General features: G+C 33.9%; 21 protein-coding genes and 1 pseudogene. 19 read left to right on the forward strand and 3 right to left on the reverse strand.

Annotated features, from left to right (window positions below; all coding sequences use genetic code 11):
• The first annotated feature begins 549 nt into the window (after window positions 1–549).
• The gene (locus N693_RS0108320) at window positions 550–1,428 is read left to right on the forward strand and encodes a DMT family transporter (RefSeq protein ID WP_025784338.1); all 879 of its coding nucleotides are present in this window, start codon (window positions 550–552) and stop codon (window positions 1,426–1,428) included.
• 106 nt (window positions 1,429–1,534) lie between these two features.
• Here N693_RS0108320 and N693_RS0108325 read toward each other — a convergent pair whose 3' ends face one another.
• A complete protein-coding gene (locus N693_RS0108325) occupies window positions 1,535–2,221 on the reverse strand; it encodes a helix-turn-helix transcriptional regulator (RefSeq protein WP_025784339.1) in 687 nt (228 codons plus the stop codon).
• A gap of 362 nt (window positions 2,222–2,583) precedes the next feature.
• On the opposite strand from N693_RS0108325, the gene N693_RS0108330 reads away from it, so the two are divergent.
• From N693_RS0108330 to N693_RS0108370, 9 genes and pseudogenes are all read left to right on the forward strand, one after another.
• Window positions 2,584–2,979 carry a DUF5071 domain-containing protein gene (locus N693_RS0108330; RefSeq protein WP_256378130.1) on the forward strand — a complete coding sequence of 132 codons (396 nt, stop codon included), beginning with the start codon at window positions 2,584–2,586 and terminating at the stop codon, window positions 2,977–2,979.
• Window positions 2,980–3,198: 219 nt separating this feature from the next.
• Window positions 3,199–3,729 (forward strand): annotated as a pseudogene (locus N693_RS19035) (GrpB family protein).
• Window positions 3,730–3,940: 211 nt separating this feature from the next.
• A complete protein-coding gene (locus N693_RS20185; RefSeq protein WP_156028889.1) occupies window positions 3,941–4,081 on the forward strand; it encodes a hypothetical protein in 141 nt (46 codons plus the stop codon).
• A 210-nt stretch (window positions 4,082–4,291) separates the two neighbouring features.
• Window positions 4,292–4,807 carry a DUF6141 family protein gene (locus tag N693_RS0108345; RefSeq protein ID WP_025784341.1) on the forward strand — a complete coding sequence of 172 codons (516 nt, stop codon included), beginning with the start codon at window positions 4,292–4,294 and terminating at the stop codon, window positions 4,805–4,807.
• Between the two features lie 271 nt (window positions 4,808–5,078).
• A complete protein-coding gene (locus tag N693_RS0108350) occupies window positions 5,079–5,447 on the forward strand; it encodes a hypothetical protein (protein ID WP_025784342.1) in 369 nt (122 codons plus the stop codon).
• A gap of 249 nt (window positions 5,448–5,696) precedes the next feature.
• On the forward strand, window positions 5,697–6,206 hold the full coding sequence (locus N693_RS0108355; protein ID WP_025784343.1) for a GrpB family protein: 510 nt from the start codon (window positions 5,697–5,699) through the stop codon (window positions 6,204–6,206).
• Window positions 6,207–6,484: 278 nt separating this feature from the next.
• On the forward strand, window positions 6,485–7,015 hold the full coding sequence (locus N693_RS0108360) for a hypothetical protein (RefSeq protein WP_025784344.1): 531 nt from the start codon (window positions 6,485–6,487) through the stop codon (window positions 7,013–7,015).
• A 262-nt stretch (window positions 7,016–7,277) separates the two neighbouring features.
• Window positions 7,278–7,784, forward strand: coding sequence for a hypothetical protein (locus tag N693_RS0108365; RefSeq protein WP_025784345.1), 507 nt, complete (start codon window positions 7,278–7,280; stop codon window positions 7,782–7,784).
• 657 nt (window positions 7,785–8,441) lie between these two features.
• Window positions 8,442–9,173 (forward strand): bifunctional 2-polyprenyl-6-hydroxyphenol methylase/3-demethylubiquinol 3-O-methyltransferase UbiG, encoded by a 732-nt coding sequence (locus N693_RS0108370; protein ID WP_025784346.1) that lies wholly within the window; start codon window positions 8,442–8,444, stop codon window positions 9,171–9,173.
• Window positions 9,174–9,411: 238 nt separating this feature from the next.
• Here N693_RS0108370 and N693_RS0108375 read toward each other — a convergent pair whose 3' ends face one another.
• Window positions 9,412–9,780: a VOC family protein gene (locus N693_RS0108375; protein ID WP_253271169.1), complete on the reverse strand. Its 369-nt coding sequence runs from the start codon at window positions 9,778–9,780 to the stop codon at window positions 9,412–9,414.
• A gap of 349 nt (window positions 9,781–10,129) precedes the next feature.
• Between N693_RS0108375 and N693_RS0108380 the strand changes: the two genes are divergently transcribed.
• The 4 genes from N693_RS0108380 to N693_RS0108395 all read left to right on the forward strand — a co-directional run bounded on the left by N693_RS0108380 (window position 10,130) and on the right by N693_RS0108395 (window position 12,911).
• Complete coding sequence (locus tag N693_RS0108380) at window positions 10,130–10,696, forward strand: hypothetical protein (protein WP_025784348.1); 567 nt, start codon at window positions 10,130–10,132, stop codon at window positions 10,694–10,696.
• Window positions 10,697–10,864: 168 nt separating this feature from the next.
• Window positions 10,865–11,482, forward strand: coding sequence for a histidine phosphatase family protein (locus tag N693_RS0108385; protein WP_253271170.1), 618 nt, complete (start codon window positions 10,865–10,867; stop codon window positions 11,480–11,482).
• A 187-nt stretch (window positions 11,483–11,669) separates the two neighbouring features.
• The gene (locus N693_RS0108390; RefSeq protein ID WP_025784350.1) at window positions 11,670–12,209 is read left to right on the forward strand and encodes a GNAT family N-acetyltransferase; all 540 of its coding nucleotides are present in this window, start codon (window positions 11,670–11,672) and stop codon (window positions 12,207–12,209) included.
• A gap of 243 nt (window positions 12,210–12,452) precedes the next feature.
• Window positions 12,453–12,911, forward strand: a complete 459-nt coding sequence (locus tag N693_RS0108395; RefSeq protein WP_025784351.1) for a VOC family protein — start codon at window positions 12,453–12,455, stop codon at window positions 12,909–12,911.
• A gap of 323 nt (window positions 12,912–13,234) precedes the next feature.
• Here N693_RS0108395 and N693_RS0108400 read toward each other — a convergent pair whose 3' ends face one another.
• A complete protein-coding gene (locus N693_RS0108400) occupies window positions 13,235–13,972 on the reverse strand; it encodes a sulfite exporter TauE/SafE family protein (RefSeq protein ID WP_025784352.1) in 738 nt (245 codons plus the stop codon).
• Window positions 13,973–14,473: 501 nt separating this feature from the next.
• Here N693_RS0108400 and N693_RS0108405 point away from each other — a divergent pair.
• The 5 genes from N693_RS0108405 (at window position 14,474) to N693_RS0108435 (ending at window position 19,181) form a co-directional block, all read left to right on the forward strand.
• On the forward strand, window positions 14,474–14,890 hold the full coding sequence (locus N693_RS0108405) for a hypothetical protein (protein WP_081760190.1): 417 nt from the start codon (window positions 14,474–14,476) through the stop codon (window positions 14,888–14,890).
• 218 nt (window positions 14,891–15,108) lie between these two features.
• Window positions 15,109–15,633 (forward strand): GNAT family N-acetyltransferase, encoded by a 525-nt coding sequence (locus tag N693_RS0108410; protein ID WP_025784354.1) that lies wholly within the window; start codon window positions 15,109–15,111, stop codon window positions 15,631–15,633.
• Window positions 15,634–16,579: 946 nt separating this feature from the next.
• Window positions 16,580–17,080, forward strand: coding sequence for a hypothetical protein (locus N693_RS0108420; protein WP_025784355.1), 501 nt, complete (start codon window positions 16,580–16,582; stop codon window positions 17,078–17,080).
• Between the two features lie 311 nt (window positions 17,081–17,391).
• Window positions 17,392–17,862, forward strand: a complete 471-nt coding sequence (locus N693_RS0108425; protein WP_025784356.1) for a peptide-methionine (S)-S-oxide reductase — start codon at window positions 17,392–17,394, stop codon at window positions 17,860–17,862.
• Between the two features lie 830 nt (window positions 17,863–18,692).
• A complete protein-coding gene (locus N693_RS0108435; protein WP_025784358.1) occupies window positions 18,693–19,181 on the forward strand; it encodes a hypothetical protein in 489 nt (162 codons plus the stop codon).
• The last annotated feature ends 58 nt before the right edge of the window (window positions 19,182–19,239 follow it).

Consider the following 19,239-nt stretch of genomic DNA (forward strand, 5'->3'; position numbering starts at 1 on the left):
TTGTTGATGGAAATGTATTTATTGCTAGCTGCTATTATCACTTCAACAGTATGTTTATTAATAGGTGTAGTTACTTTTACAGTTGCTTTAGTAAAAAGAAGCAAAAAAGAAATGTAAATTTAAAAAGAATACCTTCCCACTTTGATTTTAAATCTTTACTAAAACTTTTTATTAAAGCAATCGGGTGCGTTTGTTGAACAACAATAGATCGTGACAGACGGTCTTGTTTATGTCGCATTCGGAACATAACATGTCGTAACAACACCTTATATGAGGTGTTTATTAATTACTCACAATTGGGTGATTATGCTACTATGGAATAAATACTGTTATTCAACTAAAGACGCAGTATAGTTTAAGAAGAGAAGCTAAACGTGGATTTGATAATACGAGGTATTCGGAAGAGAAATAATAGAATGAACTGCCATAACCTTTGAGGTTGTGATAGTTTTTTTTCGAGAAATGCATTCCATACTTCGATACTTGCTGAAGTAATCTACATTTATAATAACCATAGATAGGTCATTATAGTATGTAGGGAGAGAAGAAATGAATACTTTCAAATTTACATCGTTGATACTTTTAACAACATTTTTAATGGGTTCATCTTTTGCTGTCGTTAAAATGGGTTTACCATACGCATCCCCATTGCTGCTAGCAGCATTACGCTTCATACTTGCGGGAATCATAATGGTAGTCATCGTTATCGTTTTAAAGAGGCCACATCCAACATCTAAAGAGAATTGGATAAGAATGCTGATCATTGGAGCTTTCCAAACAGCCGGTGTTATGGGCTGTATTTTCTTGAGTTTGCGAACGATTACAGCTAGTGAATCCTCGATTCTAACATTCATGAATCCATTACTTGTAGTTGTATTCGGTACCATTTTTTTGAAAATACGTTATACAAGTTATCAATGGATCGGTGTTCTTTTAGGGTTGGTAGGGGTAATTATAACAATGGGGGCACAAATTGAATTTAAGATTGGTATTCTTTTCGGCATTTTTTCCGCCGTGTTTTGGGCACTGGCCACATTATTAGCTAAAAAGTGGGGGGCAATTTTCGATACATGGGTCCTATCCGCTTATCAGATGCTATTTGGTGGATTACTACTATTAATTGGAAGTTTCACACTTGAAAGTCCTTTTTTCATTTTGAATGGTGAATCCTTGTCCATTTTATTATGGCTAAGTATAATGTCTTCTATTGTTCAATTTGCTGTGTGGTTTTATCTCTTACAAAAAGGAGATTCAGGGAAGACGAGCGCCTTCTTATTTTTAGCTCCATTCTTTGGTGTCTTGTCTGGTTGGCTACTTTTAGGAGAGCCTTTATATCCGTCACTTATAGTTGGTGGCTTGTTAATAATAATGGGTATCTATCTAGTGAATCGGAATTTCCAGCAAAGAAAAGTATTGAAGAAAGTTTAATTAATAAATAATCTGTCTAAGCTCGAATAGATCCTCTTCCTACTAGTGGACAGAAAAAGAAAACGAACTTAATCTGTCCACTAAGGAGAGGGATATAACCCATTAACTAAATATTAATATTGAAAAATTGTTTAAATCCTTCTTTTCCACTATCAGTAACTTTTACAGCACGAATAGATGGAATATGCACGATCCAATTCATTTCAAAAAAGTGTGTCAGCAGTCCATTTCCTAAAGCACCGCCGAGATGATAGTGACGTTCACTCCAGTCTAAACAAACGTGAGAAAATGAGCGTCGTTTTTTCTTTAATTCAGTTAAATCTATGCCGAAATCAGTAAAGAATTGTTCTCCTTTAGGTGTAACAATAAATACTCTGTCTTCTTTTTCTAAGTAATTGGAGTTCAACATAGAGTCGGTTAAAGTGACTCCTAATTTTCCAGCTAAATGGTCATAACAAGTTCTAGCTTCCTGTAGTAATTTTACTTGATTAGACTGTTTTAAAGAACGTACTTCAGGAGGTGGAGAAATTGAGAGAAATGTTTCTATAAGGTGTGCAACTTCTTTATTGGCTAACTGATAATAGCGGTGCCGTCCGTGTTTTTCAACATTAATAAGGTTGCCTTCTACTAATTTAGATAGGTGAAAGCTAGCAGTTTGAGGTGTTATTTCAGACATGAATGCTAGTTCACTAGCAGTATGAAAACGACCATCCATTAAACTTGTAAGCATTGTAGACCGCGAGGTTTCTCCAAGGAGGGATGCAACTACAGCTACATTAGGATTAATACTCATTTTTATCGACCTTTCTGCATTTTATATTTCGATTATAGTCGAAGTATAGATTACAAGCAAAATTAAGATTATTAAAGAATAATCTTATTAAACTAACGGGTGCCTGAGTTTAACAAGACAGGTCAACTTTTGGTTGGCTTTTTTGTTACATATTCGGACTATAACGTGTCGTAAAAACACCTTATATGAGGTGTTTTTTTATGACTCCCAATTGGGTGATTATGGTATGTTTTAATGAATGCTGATATTCACCTATCGTGCAAAATTCCTAAACAATGATTTGCACTTACCTGAATTATTGGCTAGATTAGGGCTCCAAATTTTCATGCCAAAGTTAGAGCCATGTATAAAAATCAAAGGGAGTGATATATATCGAAAGTTTTATAGATCTTTTGCCCAGACATAAGTACGATACAGATCGCGTGGAAATGATTAAAAAAATGGATAGAGATAAAATATTGCCATTATTGCCTGGTTTACTCGAATGGATTCAAGATATAAATTGGCCAGTGGCACCAAGTGTATTGAAAATACTTTTAACTTTTCCAGAGGAAATTGTCCCACATGTGCAAGATGTGTTTTCTTCCAATGATGATAACTGGAAGTGGTTTATTATGCACTTTTTAGTAATTGAATTGCCAGTAGAGTCAAAAGTTCAGTTTAAAGAATATTTAACAAGGGTGTCCGAAACGCCTACACAGAATGAACTCTATGAAGAACTTGATGAAATTGCCAAGGAGATTTTAGAAACACTATAAAGTAAGTTATTATCCATTCATCGGGTGCGTTATTTGAACAAGAAGAGATTTTCTATTTCCGGTCTTTTTTATGTCGCACCCGGACGATAACGTGTCGTAAAAACACCTTATATGAGGTGTTTTTTTATGACTCCCAATTGGGTGAATATGGTATGATGAGATAAATACTGTAATTCAAGGATTATACCAGTTACAGGAAACATTAAGGGGGAATATACTTTGCAATTAGGACTTAAAAGTGATGAAGTCAGGTTAGAAAGCTATACACCCGAATGGAAAGATGAATTTATTTAAGTCAAAAATGAATTATTGAAGTACACAAATCTTGAGGAATATCGCATTGAGCATATTGGGAGTACGGCGATCAAAGGTATGTCTGCAAAACCATTAATAGATATTATAGTTGGGGTTGACGATCTTCAAGAGGTAGAAAAGCCGTTATTCAAGAGCTTTAGTGAAGCAGGATTCTTAAGATTGAAAGTCGAGAGGCCAGGAGAAATTGTGCTAGCAAAGTTTACCGATGACACTTACAAAGAAAAGACGCATTTTATCCACTTAGTCGAATTTCAGAAAGAACTCTGGAACAATCTTATCTTTTTTAGAGACCATCTAAATTCAAATGAAGATGCAAGGAAGCAATATTTAGAAATAAAACTAGAGTACTTAAAAGATTCTTCAACAGGAATAAATGAATATACAGATTTCAAAGAGGAATTTGTTAAAAAAATCTTTGCAAAAAGAACTAAGTAATCTGTATTTCCGCTATCGATAGCGTTAGTTGAACAACAAGAAATCGTCTATTGACGGTCTTTTTTATGTCATATCCGGACCATAACGTGTCGTAACAACACCTTATATGAAGTGTTTTTTTAATGACTCCCAATTGGGTTATTATGGTAAGGTGGGAAAAATAGATTTTGTTCCGTAAACGGGTCAGATTCAATATGGACGGAGGTAGAAAATGAGGTTTATCAATAGCAAATGGTTTGAAAAAATATTTTTTACCGCTAGTGGTCTTTTATTGATTTGGCTCATTTTAGGCTTTGTAGTTGTTGGTGGATTTATTCTCTTGTTATTCATTAGCGAAATTAAAGCCCTGTAATTTCTATATTCAATAAGCGTGCACGTTGGTTGAACAACAAGAGATCGTCTACTGACGGTCTTTTTTATGTCGCATTCGGACGATAACGTGTCGTATTAACACCTTGAATTAGGTGTTTTTTTATTACTCAGAATTTGGTGATTATGGTACGATGAAATAAATAGATTTTGTTCCGCAAACAGGCTATTTGTGAGGAAGTGAGGTATCTAGGTGGATAGACAAATTAAAGTATTGTATCGAGAAATTCAACGACCACAACAAATTTGGTTATGGGTGCTGATTTTATTGGAAGCTGCCTATATGTGGTACTGGTTCATTCAGCAAATTGTTTTTGACGTGCCAATAGGTAATAATCCTGCCTCAGATGTGGTTATAATTATTCTTTGGGTGCTTTTTGGAGTTACTCTCCCAGTGTTAATGCTTGGAGTATTGAAGTTAATTATTGAAGTTCGTAGTGATGGAATTTACGTGCGTTTATTTCCTTTCCAAATTCATTATAAGCAGTTCCTATTTAAAGAAATTAGTAACTATGAAACACTTACTTATAGCCCTCTCAAACGTTTTGGAGGTTGGGGAATTCGTTTTAATTCCAAGGGTGAAACGGCTTATAACTTGAATGGGAAAAAGGGAGTAGAATTAAGGTTGAAGTATAACAAAGTGGTAATCGGTACTCAAAAACCAGATGAATTCAAACAGGCAATAGATTCAGTACACAAAGCAGAATAAAGATTTTTCATTTCGTCAATCGGGGGCGTTTGTAGAAAACATTAGGTCATTTAATGACAGTCTTTTATGACGCATCCGGACCATAACGTGTCGTAACAACACCTTATATGAGGTGTTTTTTAATTCCTCGAAATTGGGGGAATATGGTACGATGGAATAAATAGATTTTGTTCTGCAAGCGGGCCAAAGAGTTGAAGAAGAACTTAGCTTTTGTGCTAAGAGGGTAGTAGAGTGAAGAGGAAGAAGTTGACTTGACTTATGGGGGAAGTTTATGAAAAAGATAATTATATCGTTTGTTCTTGTAATATTAGTTGTTGTTATTCTGGTGAATTTAGATACAGTGTACCTAAAGTTACAAGAAAACAAAGTAAGTAATGCAGATTATTATGTCAGTGAAATAAATGCCGAAAGAGATAGAAAAGGACAAAATCTGTTAGAAATAATTGATCTCAACTTCTATACTAAATACTCCGGAAACAATATTTATTTAACGCAAGTCTTTGTTGAAGATAAACTTGAAATGATTTTTTTAACTAGAGCGTCTAAAAATGGTTTCCTTGACTGGGAATATCACACACTCCCATTTACCACCACAGAAAACATTATTGAAGAATCGTTGGACGATTGGGTCTTAAACTAAAGGGGGCGTTTGTAGAACAAGAAAGGATCTTCTAGTGAAGGTTTTTTTAGGTCATACCCGGACCGTAATGCGTCGTAGCAACACCTTTTATAGGGTGTTTTTTTAGTGCCTTTTAATTGGGTGATTATGGTACGATGAAAATAGATTTTGTTCTTTAACTAACTTGGCATGATAGTGGAAGAAGAAATGTGAATATTATAGTATAAACTGAGAAGAAGCAAATAACTTTGTAGATGGAAGGTGTAACATATGCTTGGTTTACCAAAGGGGGAGGTGTTTTTAGTTCCTTGGACAGCAGAGTGGGAAACTGAATTCTTAATAGAAAAAGAAAGAATACAGAATAAACTTGGTAGAAAAATAGTGGGTGTCTATCATATAGGTAGCACATCAGTTAAACAATTAAGTGCAAAACCAATCTTAGATATTGCTGTGGAAGTTGAAGAATTTAGCAAAGGAGAGGACTGTGTTTCTCCTCTAGACGAAATAGGTTATTCGTATAGAGGGACAAATATTTTACCTGATAGACATTATTTTAGCAAAGGTGAACCTAGAACTCATCAAATCCATATGTTTCAAAGTGGAAATGAATATTTACTTGAACAACTTAAATTTAGAGAATATTTGAGAAAGAATAATCAGGCAAGAAATGAGTACGAACAACTTAAACTAAAGTTGTCGTCATCAAATAAAAATAATAAACATAAGTATACAGAGGAAAAAGCGGATTTTATTAAATCAATTTTAGAAAGAATCAAATGAGTTTCTTATTGCACTTAGGGTGCTTTAGTTTAATAAGGATTACTGAGGTCAACATACTATTTGTTGGCTTTTTTAAGTCGCATTCGGACCATAAAGTGTCGTAACAACACCTTATAATTAGGTGTTTTTTTAATGAGTCCAAATTGGTTGATTATGGAACAATAGTATAAATACTTTTACTCCACTATCGAGCTATTTGGTTTAATTAGCAATGTAAATTTAATAATTTTAATAAAGCTGGGGATCATACACCTAAAGAATATTTGAGGTGATTAAAAATGATCAAAACTCTGTCGCTATTGTTGATTTCATTTTGTTTGTTGACGATATATGCAGTCGCAAACGATAAGCCTAGTCGTTACGAAGAAGTTTATGCTGAAATAGGTTACAAAACTGTGGAAGGTGCGTTGGATGATTTTGAACAGCATTTCAAACAAAAGCTTAAGCTTCCGCTTAGAGTACCTCCAATAAGCTTTACTCATTATTTCGGTAGGTTAAATAATTTAGAAGGCGATATTAATGACACTTTTGAAGTAATATTTATTAATGATCAGTTCTCTGAAAATCATTTCAAAATTGATGTTCGTCCTGCTAAACATAAAATTCAGTTTAGTGACAATTATGTTCTCAGAACCTTTAAACTGAATAACGGCAGTGATGCAAAGTATATGGAAAAACCAATTCCTGGTTTTAATTTGCTAGCGTTTGAAAGAGATAATTGGCAATATGTGTTCAGTATCGATAAAAAAGTTTCTGATAGCATAACTCCTGAAATTTTAGTTCAGATAGCAAATTCTATTGATTTCTAAAGAATCATTGTTCAAGCATTGCGGACATTAGTTGAAGTGCAAGAGATCGTCTACGGACTCTTTTTTTTATGACGTATCCGGACCATAACACGTCGTAGCAACACCTTACTATGAAGTGTTTTTTAATGCTTTTCAAATGGGTTATTATGGTGCTATGGATTGAATGCTGTTATTCAACAAACGAGGCAGGTTAGTTCAATAAGGAATTACTGTAAATTTTGTGGAGATATAAATTTATCTAAAATAAATCGTGGTCATATAAATGAAAAAAGACTTTAAAAATGAGCACCGAATGTTAGAAAGTTTCAGTTATGAATTCCTTGTAGCTTGTCCCAATTGTAATAGTAAATCAAAGGTTATTCCATTGGGTGAACACTACCCTTATAGCACAGGAATTACAAAAAGGTTTATTTGTTTAAACTGTGGAATGACCAATGAAATTATTCCAAAAAACAACAGCTTTAATCAATCTATAATATCATATAGTAGTAATTGGAATGAGGGATTTAAAAACATTGGAGGGGCATTTGACTGGTATTTTGGCTATCCTTTATATTTACAAATCCTGTGTTGTGGTCAGACTTCATGGGCATATAACCTCGAACATTTAGAGTATCTTAAAAACTATGTTCAAGCTGAACTAAGAGAATGTCGTCCTTATTATCTTAGTGTAGAAAGTAGGCTACCTTTGTGGATGAAATCTGCCAAAAATCGTAATGCGGTTTTTAATGCTATTTCAAAATTAGAAAAAAAAGCAAATCAGAACTAAAAAAGTGACTTCAAATTAGTAAGTACCTTGTGAAGTGATTCTTTGAACTGTACCCATATAATACGGATTACTGAAGTCAACATACTAATTGTTGGCTTTTGTGTCGGACCAGGACCATAAAGTGTCGTAACAACACCTTATATGAGGTGTTTTTTTATTACTCAGAATTGGTTTATTATGGTATTGTGGAATAATTAGATTTCGTTCCGCAATCGGGCTAGAAAGACAATGTATAAACGGGGTGAATAGTTTGGATATCGGAATAATACTGTTGGGTATTGTAACTTTCTTTATAGGTTTTCTAACACCTATTAATGAATTTTATACATTACCAATTGCTCTAATTCTTATTGTGTTTGGCATTGTACGTTTGATAAATAGAAAAAAATGATTTTTTTCTTTGTACCTACAAGTGCTAATGTTTATCGAATGGCTTGTAGATGATGATTCAACAAATGGGCGCGTTTGTTGAAAAACAAGAGATCGTGACAGACGGTCTTTTTTATGACGCATTCGGACCATAACACGTCGTGGCAAACATATAAGTGAAGTATCGATAAGTTATTAATTATGGTACTATCCAAACAAGTGGTTTCTATGTTCATAGAGCCACAAATAGCTACTTAAATGATTAAAGTAACAGGAGATGTTTTATCGATGAAACAAAATAAATATGATGATTCAAATTTCTTTTTCGCATATGAACAAATGCCTCGGTCTATTAAAGGACTTAAAGGTGCTGGAGAATGGCATATACTAAAAGAATTAATACCGAATTTAAAAAATAAAAATGTTCTTGATTTAGGTTGCGGTTTTGGTTGGCATTGTCGATATGCTCGTGAGCAGCAAGCAAGTTCAGTTGTGGGTGTAGATATTTCCGAAAATATGATTAAAAGAGCCCGTGAACTGACGAGTGATTCCTTAATATCATACGTCAAATCTTCTATAGAAGACTATGCTTATTCAGAATCCAAATTTGATGTAGTAATAAGTTCGCTTGCTTTTCACTACATTGAGTCATTTAAGTCAATATGTGCAAATGTTTATGATTCTCTTAGTTCTGGGGGAAGCTTTGTTTTTTCTGTTGAGCACCCAATTTTCACTTCTCGAAATGAACAAGATTGGTACTATGACGAATATGGGAATCGCCTGCATTGGCCAGTTGATAATTATCAAAAAGAAGGAGTGCGTGAAGCACTATTTCTAAATGAGAATGTCATAAAATATCATCGTACAATCTCAACATATATGAACGACTTGATTGACGCAGGTTTTATTATTAGTACAGTTAAAGAATCATTCCCTTCTGATGAAATGTTAAAAAATGATCCCCAAATGGAAAATGAAAATCGGAGACCGATGTTTTTAATGATTTTAGCAAGCAAATAACGAAGAACGATTTTCCTTTAGAGGGTGCGTTTGTTGAACAACATGAGATCATCATATTAAAGACGCCTCTAGGACCATTATGTGTAGCACCAAGCACCTTTATGAGGTGTTTTTTAATGACTCCGAATTGGATAATATTTGTATTATTATAACGAATGGTTATTCAACTAACGCTGCAGGTTAATGCGAGAGGGAGATTAAAAAAAGTTCAACAATTATGTTGAACTTTTAATGCTTGTTATATATTTTCAAATTGGAGATATTCTAAAATATTTCCAAAGGGGTCTTTGAAACTAATATATTTTCCTGGAGGACAATTAGTTGGTTCATCTACTATAAAATCCACTTTTTTCTCTTTTAAGAATTTAACGGTTTCATAAATATCTTCAGTTCGTAAACCTAATACAATTCCTGTAATTTTATTATCTTGATTAGAGGTTGTATTATTGTTCTCCTCTAAAATAATCGGTAACTCTCCATGTACAAGTGATGCAATGTTAGGTCCATACTGTTTGTTTAATTCAAAACCTAAAGTATTGGTATAAAAGTCAATTGCTTTGTTTAAATTTGGCACGTAAATACTTATAACACAAACCTGATTCACCATTTTATCCCACCTATTTTCAGTATTACAGTAAGTATTCTACACACATTAGTGAGAATCCTTTATTAAATCACTCGAGTGTCTTCTTCAACGAACGGGTGCTTTAGTTGAAGAAGTGTAAACAAAGTCAAGAGGGTGGCTTTTTCTGTCGTAGTCGGACCATAACGTGTCGTAACAACACCTTCTACGAGGGGTTTTTTCATTACTCTGAATTGGATGATTATGGTAATGTGGTGATAGATATTGTTCCGCAATTGGACCAAATTGATGAGTAAGAGAAGATGATTTGTAATGACAATTGAATCTTTACAGAAACGAATTGCGTAAATAAAACAAAGGGAGGGGGAATGTCATGTCAAATAAAAATGTAAAAGCGTTCAAAGTGTCATTCATTAGTTTTATGTTGCTACTTACTGGGGTATTGTTCGCTGCCTGTTCAAATACCCAGGCAGTGGATCCAAATGTGGGTATTGTCGAAAAAGTCCTTAAGCTTCAGTTCAACGGTCCAGACGAAAAGATGATGGAGTTGCTTCAGAATCCTGATTACACAAAGGTCGTAGATGGAAAGCAAGTCAATGAGAAGTTCGATAAGTACATCACAGAAGTATATGGAGATTTTTTTACAGAAGACTATCTAGTCACATTTCTTCAAACAGGAGGGCTAATGTATCCGACTGCGGCAGAATTTTCTGGTTACGAATTAAATTTGAAAGACACAGTCGTTAAACAACCTGAAAAGGATTCCAACAGATATACCTTCACTGCAACTGTCGGTTATTTAAAAGATGGTGAAAAAGAAAAAACAGCAGATGTATCAGGAGTTGTTCTGTTCTCTACTAAGCAAAAGGGGAAAATCGGCAAGTTGGGATATGGTGAAGACAACGGACTTTCTAAAGAATTACTCTCTTCAGACAAATAATAAGCTTCTTCAACAATCGGTAGCGATTCTTGAAGAAGCATAAACAAAGTCAACAGTGATCTGTTGGCTTTTTCTGACGCAGTCGTACCCTAATGCGAAATATAAAAATAGTTGCAAAAATATTTATTCCGATATAACTCATTTTAAATTATCATGTAGAAGGGAGGGATGGATTTGAGTCAAATACTATATTTACTTCGTCATGGAGAAACAGTTTTTAATACAAGAGGTCGGTACCAAGGGGAATTAGATTCCCCTTTAACCGAAAGTGGTATAGCACAAGTTAAACAAAATGCAAAATTATTAAAGGTTATTATTGGAGATTCAAATGATTGGAGAATTATTTCTAGCCCATTAGGAAGGGCCTTACAAAGTTCTAAAATCATCTGTGAAACAATTGGCTATGATTATAATAAAATAGAAAAGGATAATCGCCTAAGTGAGGTTGCCGTAGGGTCATGGGCTGGATTAACTTCTGAAGAAATCGAGTTATCTTGGCCGAACCTATTTAATAACAGAGATTTATATGGTTGGTATTTTAATTCCCCAGATGGAGAAAGTTATGAGACGGTTGTGAAGAGATTAACTGATTGGCTTGAAAGTGTAAAAAATGAACCTAAAGTGATCGCTGTTTCTCATGGTTTAACCGGAAGGATATTGCGCGGAATCTACTCGGATATGGAAAAAGAAGATGCTCTGAAATTAGAGGTATCTCAAGATGTATTCTTTGAGTTATCAAATAAAGAAGTCCGGAAAATAGGGTCCGAATTCGACGACTTTTATTGAATCCATTTTTTGTCCGTATAAGGACGATAATGTGTAATAGAAAGATTATATTACGAAAGTTTCTCTAAAGGGTGGATTATGTTACCATCATAATAAAGTTCATCAACTAACAAGAAGTGCTGTTAAAAAGTCCTGTTTGAACATGGTTTTTTTAACAGGATATATAAAAGAACTAGGAGCTGTAATTATGAATTTTATTATCAGACAAGAACAGGAAAGCGATTATGAATCAACTGAGAAGGTCGTAGAAACTGCATTTGCTTCCGCAGTTCAAAGTGATCAAAATGAGCATAAGTTGGTATCGAGAATTAGACAATTAGGTTCATTCGTACCAGAGTTATCCTTGGTAGCTGTCAACGAAGAAAACAATGTGATAATAGGACATATACTTTTATCTAAAGTGTTAATTGGTAATGACGACAATCAAAAAACGGAATCTCTTGCACTCGCACCTGTTTCTGTTTCACCTGATTTCCAAAACAAAGGAATTGGTAAGTCTTTAATACAGAAAGCATTAGAAGAGGCGAAGAAGCTTAAATTCCAGTCAGTAGTAGTGCTAGGTCATCCAGAATATTATCCGAAATTCGGTTTTCGAAAGTCATCCATATGGAAAATTAAAGCGCCATTTGAAGTGCCTGAAGAAGCGTTAATGGCTATTGAATTACAGGAAGGCTCTCTTAATCATTCTTCTGGTATAATTGAGTATCCAAGTGTCTTTTTTGAGTAAGTGTTCTACAATACGATGTGAAAGTTAAACAACAAGAGATCGTCTATTGTCGGTCTTTTTAATGTCGCAATCGAACAAATATGTGTAGAAGGAAGCACCTTTATGAGGTGTTTTTTTAATGCATCCAAATTGGGCGATTATGGTACTATGATAATAAATAATTATTCAACTAACTGGGGAGCTTAGTTCAATAAAAAATTCAAGTTAAGTGTAGTCTGGTAGAAAAAGGAGACATTCATATTAATGATTAAAGGTATATTTGAAACTCATATCAATGTCAGTAACTATCGAGAATCAGCATTGTTTTATGAAAAACTTCTAAACATTATACCATTGTATGAAGATTCTAACAGGAAATCAAAATTTTATTGGGTTGGAAGACCTGGAGATTCTATGCTTGGAATTAGAGAGAATTATCCAAGTCCTTTAATCCAAAGACAACACTTTGCATTTAAAGTCGATTTAGAAGATATCTCCTCTGCAAGAGAATATTTATCTGATCTAGGAATAGAAACAACTAACTTTTTGGGTGAGCGTTCTGAAAATCTATTGGTTTTTCCTTTTATGCCTGCTGTATCTATATACTTTAAAGACCCTGATTGTCATTCAATTGAATTTCTTGCGATGTTAGATGACCCACCGAAACCCGAACTAGATATAATCACTTTGCAAGAGTGTGAAGAATTACACGGAAGAGGCTAAACGATTATTCCTTCTTTAATCAACGGGTGCTTTAGTTTTAACAAGGTAAGTCACTTTTAGTTGGCTTTTTTTGTTACACATTCGGAATAAAATGTGTAGCAGGAAGCACCTTGTATAAAGGTGGTTTTTTAATGCCTTCCAAATGGTTCTTCAACTAACGGAGCAGGATAGTTGAAGAACCAGTTGAATAGAATTTCAAATTTTTTTTAGAACCCCTATAAATATTATCTTAAATCAAGGAGGCGTCGATCCAAAAGTATGATGGACGTCTTATTTGTCTGGTTAGAATTGTAGTTCAATTAGAATCTACGAAAAAGATACTTTTAAAAATTAAAGTAATCTACAATCATTTGTACGATTAAAAGAACTGTTACTAATCTAAGAAGTGGTTTTACATGTTCCGTTTTTAATTTACGAGCTAATCTTACTCCGAACTGTGCACCAACAATGGATCCAAGCATTAATGCTATGGTAAGTGGCCAGAAAATTTTACCCGTTGATATGTAAGTGATGGAAGAACCAAAGCAACTTGCAAAAACCCCAACTCTTGCTAAGCCAATTGCTCGGATATAGGCAATTTTTTGGCTTGCATATAAATACATCGCAAGTGTACTGCTTCCTGGCCCAAACATTCCGTCATACATTCCTATACCAATTAGTGCAGTTCCTGATTTTTTACTTGCATGAAACTGTTCAATTCCATCAAAATTACCTGTATTCATGAAGGAAGTTACAAATGCAAAGCTTAATAAAATGATTGCAATAAGCGTTAGGGTACTTCCGCTTAAAAAGGAAGCAATGAGTCCACCTAAAATACCTCCTCCAAGACAAAACATTAGGACTAATAATGCTTCTTTTGTGGAAACTTCTTTTCTCTTTAATATGACAAGAAAGCTTGAGAGTGAGCTGACAGTATTGGAAACCTTGTTTGCACCGATTGCTGAATGCACGGGTAACCCCATAAGTAACATAGTGGGTAAGCTAATCAGTCCTCCTCCTCCGACCAATGTACCGACTACATTACCTATAATTCCAATAATAAAAAAAATGACAAATTCCATTGAACAACCTACTTTCAAAATTGCATCATAGATTCAGTTTACCACGTATAATCTTTGGTACGAACTCTAAATGAAACAACTTCAAAAAATCGATGATTGGAACGATGAGGTAGAAGAATTTGAATTAATGATAAGGAAATGATATGGAACATAATTTTCGATATTGTGTTTTAATTCAACTAAAGGTTACCGGTTTTTAATAACAATCTTCAACAATAGGGCGCGATTGTTGAAGAAGCATAATGAAAATCAACAGTGATCTGTTGGCTTTCTCTGACGCAATCGAACCTTAATGTGTAGCACCAAGCACCTTTATGAGGTGTTTTTTTATGTCTCTAAATTGGATGATTATGGTACTAAGATAAAAAATGCTTCTTTAACTAACGGGGCAGATTAGTGTTATTAAATGACAAAGTCAGTTCTTAAATTCAAAACTAAAAAATACATTGCAATAATAAAGAAAGAGAAAGAAGGAACTAGGAATTTCTAAGGAAGGTTGTGATGAACATTAAGATAACGAATTTTTATTATCTGATTGCAGGAGTCCTTGCGATACTGTTTGCCTTTACGCACGCATGGAACGGGCAGTCCGCTGTGCTACCCACGCTCAACATTGAAACGATAACCGTGGGAGCCCAGACAATATTCACGTATGTGTGGCACATCATCACGGTGGAGAATCTGGTCTTTGGCATTGCTTTCATCTTCATGTCATTCCAAACTGATCAATCAAAAATCCGTTTTTCAGCATGGTTGATTGTAGCGATTTTGATAGTCCGATTGATGACTATTCTTGGTGTGACGGCATTCTTTGACGCTTCAGGGTTTAAGGATGCGATTTTAGATTCGATTGCCATCGTAATCTATGTCGCCCTTATCATACAGGGCACAAGAATGAAGAAAAAGCAGTTAACATAAAGTTGTACTGTTTTATCCTCTTGGCTTTTTCTGACGCAGTCGGACCATAACGTGTAGCATCAACACCTTATTATGAGGTGTTTTTTAACGCCTTCTGATAGGGTGATTATGGTACTATTGTATAAATGCTGTTACTCAACTAACAGGTGATTTAGATGAACAAGAAATCTGCAATTGGCGACAATGTAAAATGGGGATTTACACGGAGGTTAGAATATATGAATGTATATATTGAAAAGTTACTAGTTTCAGATGCCGAAGATTTGTATAAATTTGAACTTGAAAACAGATCAAATTTCGAAAAAATGGTACCTTCTCGTGGAGATGACTACTATATCCCTGAGATTTTTAAAAAAAGACACGAAGCATTACTTGAAGAACAAGTACAAGGAGATTCATATTTCTATTTAATTAAAGATAAAGATAGTTCAATCCTAGGAAGAATAAATTTAGTGGATATTGATGCATCTCATAAAATTGGTCATCTCGGTTATAGGGTAGGGAAAGCACATACTGGAAAAGGAATTGCTAGTAACGCATTGAAATTATTAATAGAAACAGTAATTGACAAAGACATAAAACAAATTAAAGCGAAAACGACAACAAACAATAAAGCGTCTCAAAAAGTTTTAGAGAAAAATGGATTTGAGAGAATAGCTACTGATGACGAAGAATTCGAAATGCATGGCCAGAAGATAAGTTTTGTTTATTATATTTTGACTATTGGAGGTTCGTCTTATTGAACTAACGGTTGCTTTAGTTGAAAAAGAAAAAATGATGTAGACAGTATCTGTTGGCTTTTTTTATGTCGCATTCGGACTATAACGTGTCGTAACAACACCTTATACGGGGTGTTTTTTTTAATGACTCCCAATTTGGTGTTTATGATGTGATGAAGAAAGATTTTGTTCCACAATCGGGCAAGTTTGATGTGATTAGACATATATATCTGCATTTGAAATAGAATAGGTGGTTGAAAATGGTCAATATACTTGTTTTATTAATGGGCATACTCATGTCTATTTATAGTAAAAAAGTTGTTTATTTATGAGGGATGCTTATATTTATAGCTGCAGGGTCTATGTTTGAGTTATCAAAATACCTATTAGTATCTATAGGTGTAGAACTTCCCTATCGTTTATTCATAGAAGTACCAATAACGGGTATCGCTATATACATTGCTTGGAAAATTAATAAAAAAATAATTCCGATTGAAAATAAAGAATAGAACTAATCAATTCTAAAGGAAATAAATCCGATGAAAAATCAATTTTAGGATTTCCTTTTAGCATTTCCAAGGTGTCTTTTTTGTATGGACATGGAGTTCACATGATTATAAGAAAAGTAATAAATGACGTGAGGAAAGTTCTTTTACAAGCAATCGGGGTTCCTTAATCTAACAGCATTGTGCAAGAATCGGGCACGATTTTTGAAGAAGTGTAATCAAAGTCAACAGTGATCTGTTGGCTACTTCTGACGCACCCGGACCAAAATACGTAGTAATAACACCTAATATGAAGAGTATTTTATGACCATTAATTGGGGGGGATGGTACGACGGAATAAGATATTGTTCTTTAACTTACATATAAACTTGTAAAAAGGGCTGCTTGATTTTTATTATAAAAACTGTCAACAACTCGTGGGAAATCAATTATACTTGAATGAAATAGTAAAGAGTAGGTGTACAATGGACACGAATCAACGAAAAACAAGGTTAGAGTTTCTCTTACAAAAACAAAAAGAGAAGGAAAGAAATGATGATGTACAGATGCAATTAGGTTGGATGTTGGAGCCTTTCTCAACTAAGGAAGGTATTGGGCTGTTAGATGATGAAGAAAGGGAAAAAATGAAAACTGAATTTATAAAGAGCATTCCGGTAATCGAATGGGTAAGTCTAGATTTAGATAAAATGAACAACAAGTTCGTGATACATAATGTTAGTAGCGATAAAGTGACATTGTTTTTAAATGATAAAGAACTGTACACGGAGAATTCAGTTTATCTTTTCTTACAAGATGACCTTCCTCCTTTTAGTACATTACCTTGGGTTAAAATGCGATTATCCAAGGTTCTTGAAAATATTGCTCATCTAGCAGCAGAAGATTCTTATAAACAGTATATATTTTGTCCAACACCTACATTTGTAATTGAATTCGTTGAATCTGACGTAATAACCATTGCTTGGTAACCGAGCGTTTCCCGATGGATACGCATTTTCACAAACAGGTGCGTATTAGACCATCAATTGACGTTCATATTAAAGATGTACCCGGACCATAACGTGTAGCATCAACACCTTGTATTAAGGTGTTTTTTTATTACTAGCTATTGGTTGATTATGGTACGATGGAATAAATACTGATATTCAACTATTGGACCATATTGTGGAATAAGAAAATTTGTCATTATTTTAATGTATAGTAGACTATGTAACTACAGTTTATTCCTAATTTACTTGGAATGAATTTTTTTGTTTCTTAAACGAAGAGGAGAGTCAAAATGGAAGTAGTATATTTTGCAGGTGGATGTTTATGGGGAGTACAAGCTTTTATAAAAACTTTACCTGGAGTTAAGTTTACCGAAGCAGGAAGAGCTAATGGAACAAGTCATACACTTGAGGGAGATTATGATGGGTACGCCGAATGTGTAAAAACAGGATTTGATCCGACAGTTGTAACGATCAAGGAATTAATGGGTTATTTATTTGAAATCATTGATCCATACAGTTTGAATAAACAAGGACAGGACGTTGGCGAGAAATACAGAACAGGAGTATATAGTGTAAAGCCTAAACACTTAAAAGAAGCGAAGGTGTTTCTTAGTGAGAGACATGATTATGACTTTATAGTTGTTGAAGTATTACCTCTCACAAACTATGTGAGAAGTGCAGAAGAACATCAAGATAGATTAGATAGATGTCCAAATGATTATTGTCATATTCCACAAGAAATATTAAATAGATATAAGTAAGGGAGACTATTAAAAGATTATTATGGGATCTATAGTTTTCAGAAATGCTTTACCATAAAATAAAGGGAACAGATCTGTTTAAACGTTTTCAGCAAACGGGCGCGTATGTTGAACAACATTAGATCATCTATTGACGTTCTTATTAAAGACGCATCCAGACCAATACATGTCGTAACACCACCTCATATGAGGTGTTTTATTATGACTCCAAATTTGGTGATTATGATAAGATGAAGAAAGATTTTGTTCCACAATCGGGCATGTTTGATGTGATTAGAGATATCTGCATGTGTAATAGTATAGGTGGTTGAAAATGATCAATATACTTGTTTTATTATTAATGGGTACACTCATGTCTATTTATAGTAAAAAAATTGTTTATTTCTTGGGGATGCTAATATATATAGCTGCATTGTCAGTGTTTTATTTATCAAAATACTTGCTCGTGTCTAGAGGTGTTGAACTTCCCTATCGTTTATTCATAGAATTTCCAATAACAGGTGTCGCTATATACATTGCATGGAGAATTAATAAAAAAATAATTCCCGTTGAAAATATAAAATAGAACTAATCAATTCTAAAAGTATTAAATCCGATGAATAAACAATTTTGGGATTTCCATAGTAGCATTTTCAAGGTGTCTATTTTGTATGGGCATGGAGCCCGCATAATTATAAGAAAAGTAAAAAATGATGTGAGGAAAGTTTTTTTTAAGCAATCAAGTCTCCTTGATTTTACAGCATTTTACAAAAAACAGGGCCTTGTTGTTTCGTAAATGATTTCGCAAATGTTGATAGTTTAAATAAAATTGATAAAGGGGTATTACCGGTATGTTTGGTTTCTTATACAAAACAAAGTTAATAAAAGATGATTTAAAAGGAATAGCGAAATTAAATTATAGGGATGTTTCTGAAGATGCCTGGGATAAAGAAAACCTTACTAAAAGAAATTTAGATTTCACTGTTGAAAGCATTCGATATATTGATTTATATGCAAAAAGATTATTGGATACTGTTGCTGGTACGGAACTGTTGAATAAGCATTTTGATAATTTTACGTATCGTATAGGTGCATATATAGGCGAAGTTATTAAAAATAATATCAAGCAAGACTTTCATTGGTATGAGTTTGAGTCTGTATACCATTATTCATCTCAACTTGACGGGGTCAAAAATCCTGGAAGTTATAGTGTACTTTATTCCAAGAAGAGGGATACAGTTATATTACCTTTGGTTATGGCATCGCAATTTTTAGAAGGAAACTCTCCATATCCCAATATCTTAAATTACGTAGAAGAAATGATTAAGCAAAATTCTTGAATAAGAATTTCATCATTACAAAAGGTTTGAAGAATTAAACAATCGGGGGCGATTGGTG

This window comes from Sporosarcina sp. D27 (genome assembly GCF_000586555.1).
In the GTDB taxonomy this organism is placed as follows: domain Bacteria; phylum Bacillota; class Bacilli; order Bacillales_A; family Planococcaceae; genus Sporosarcina.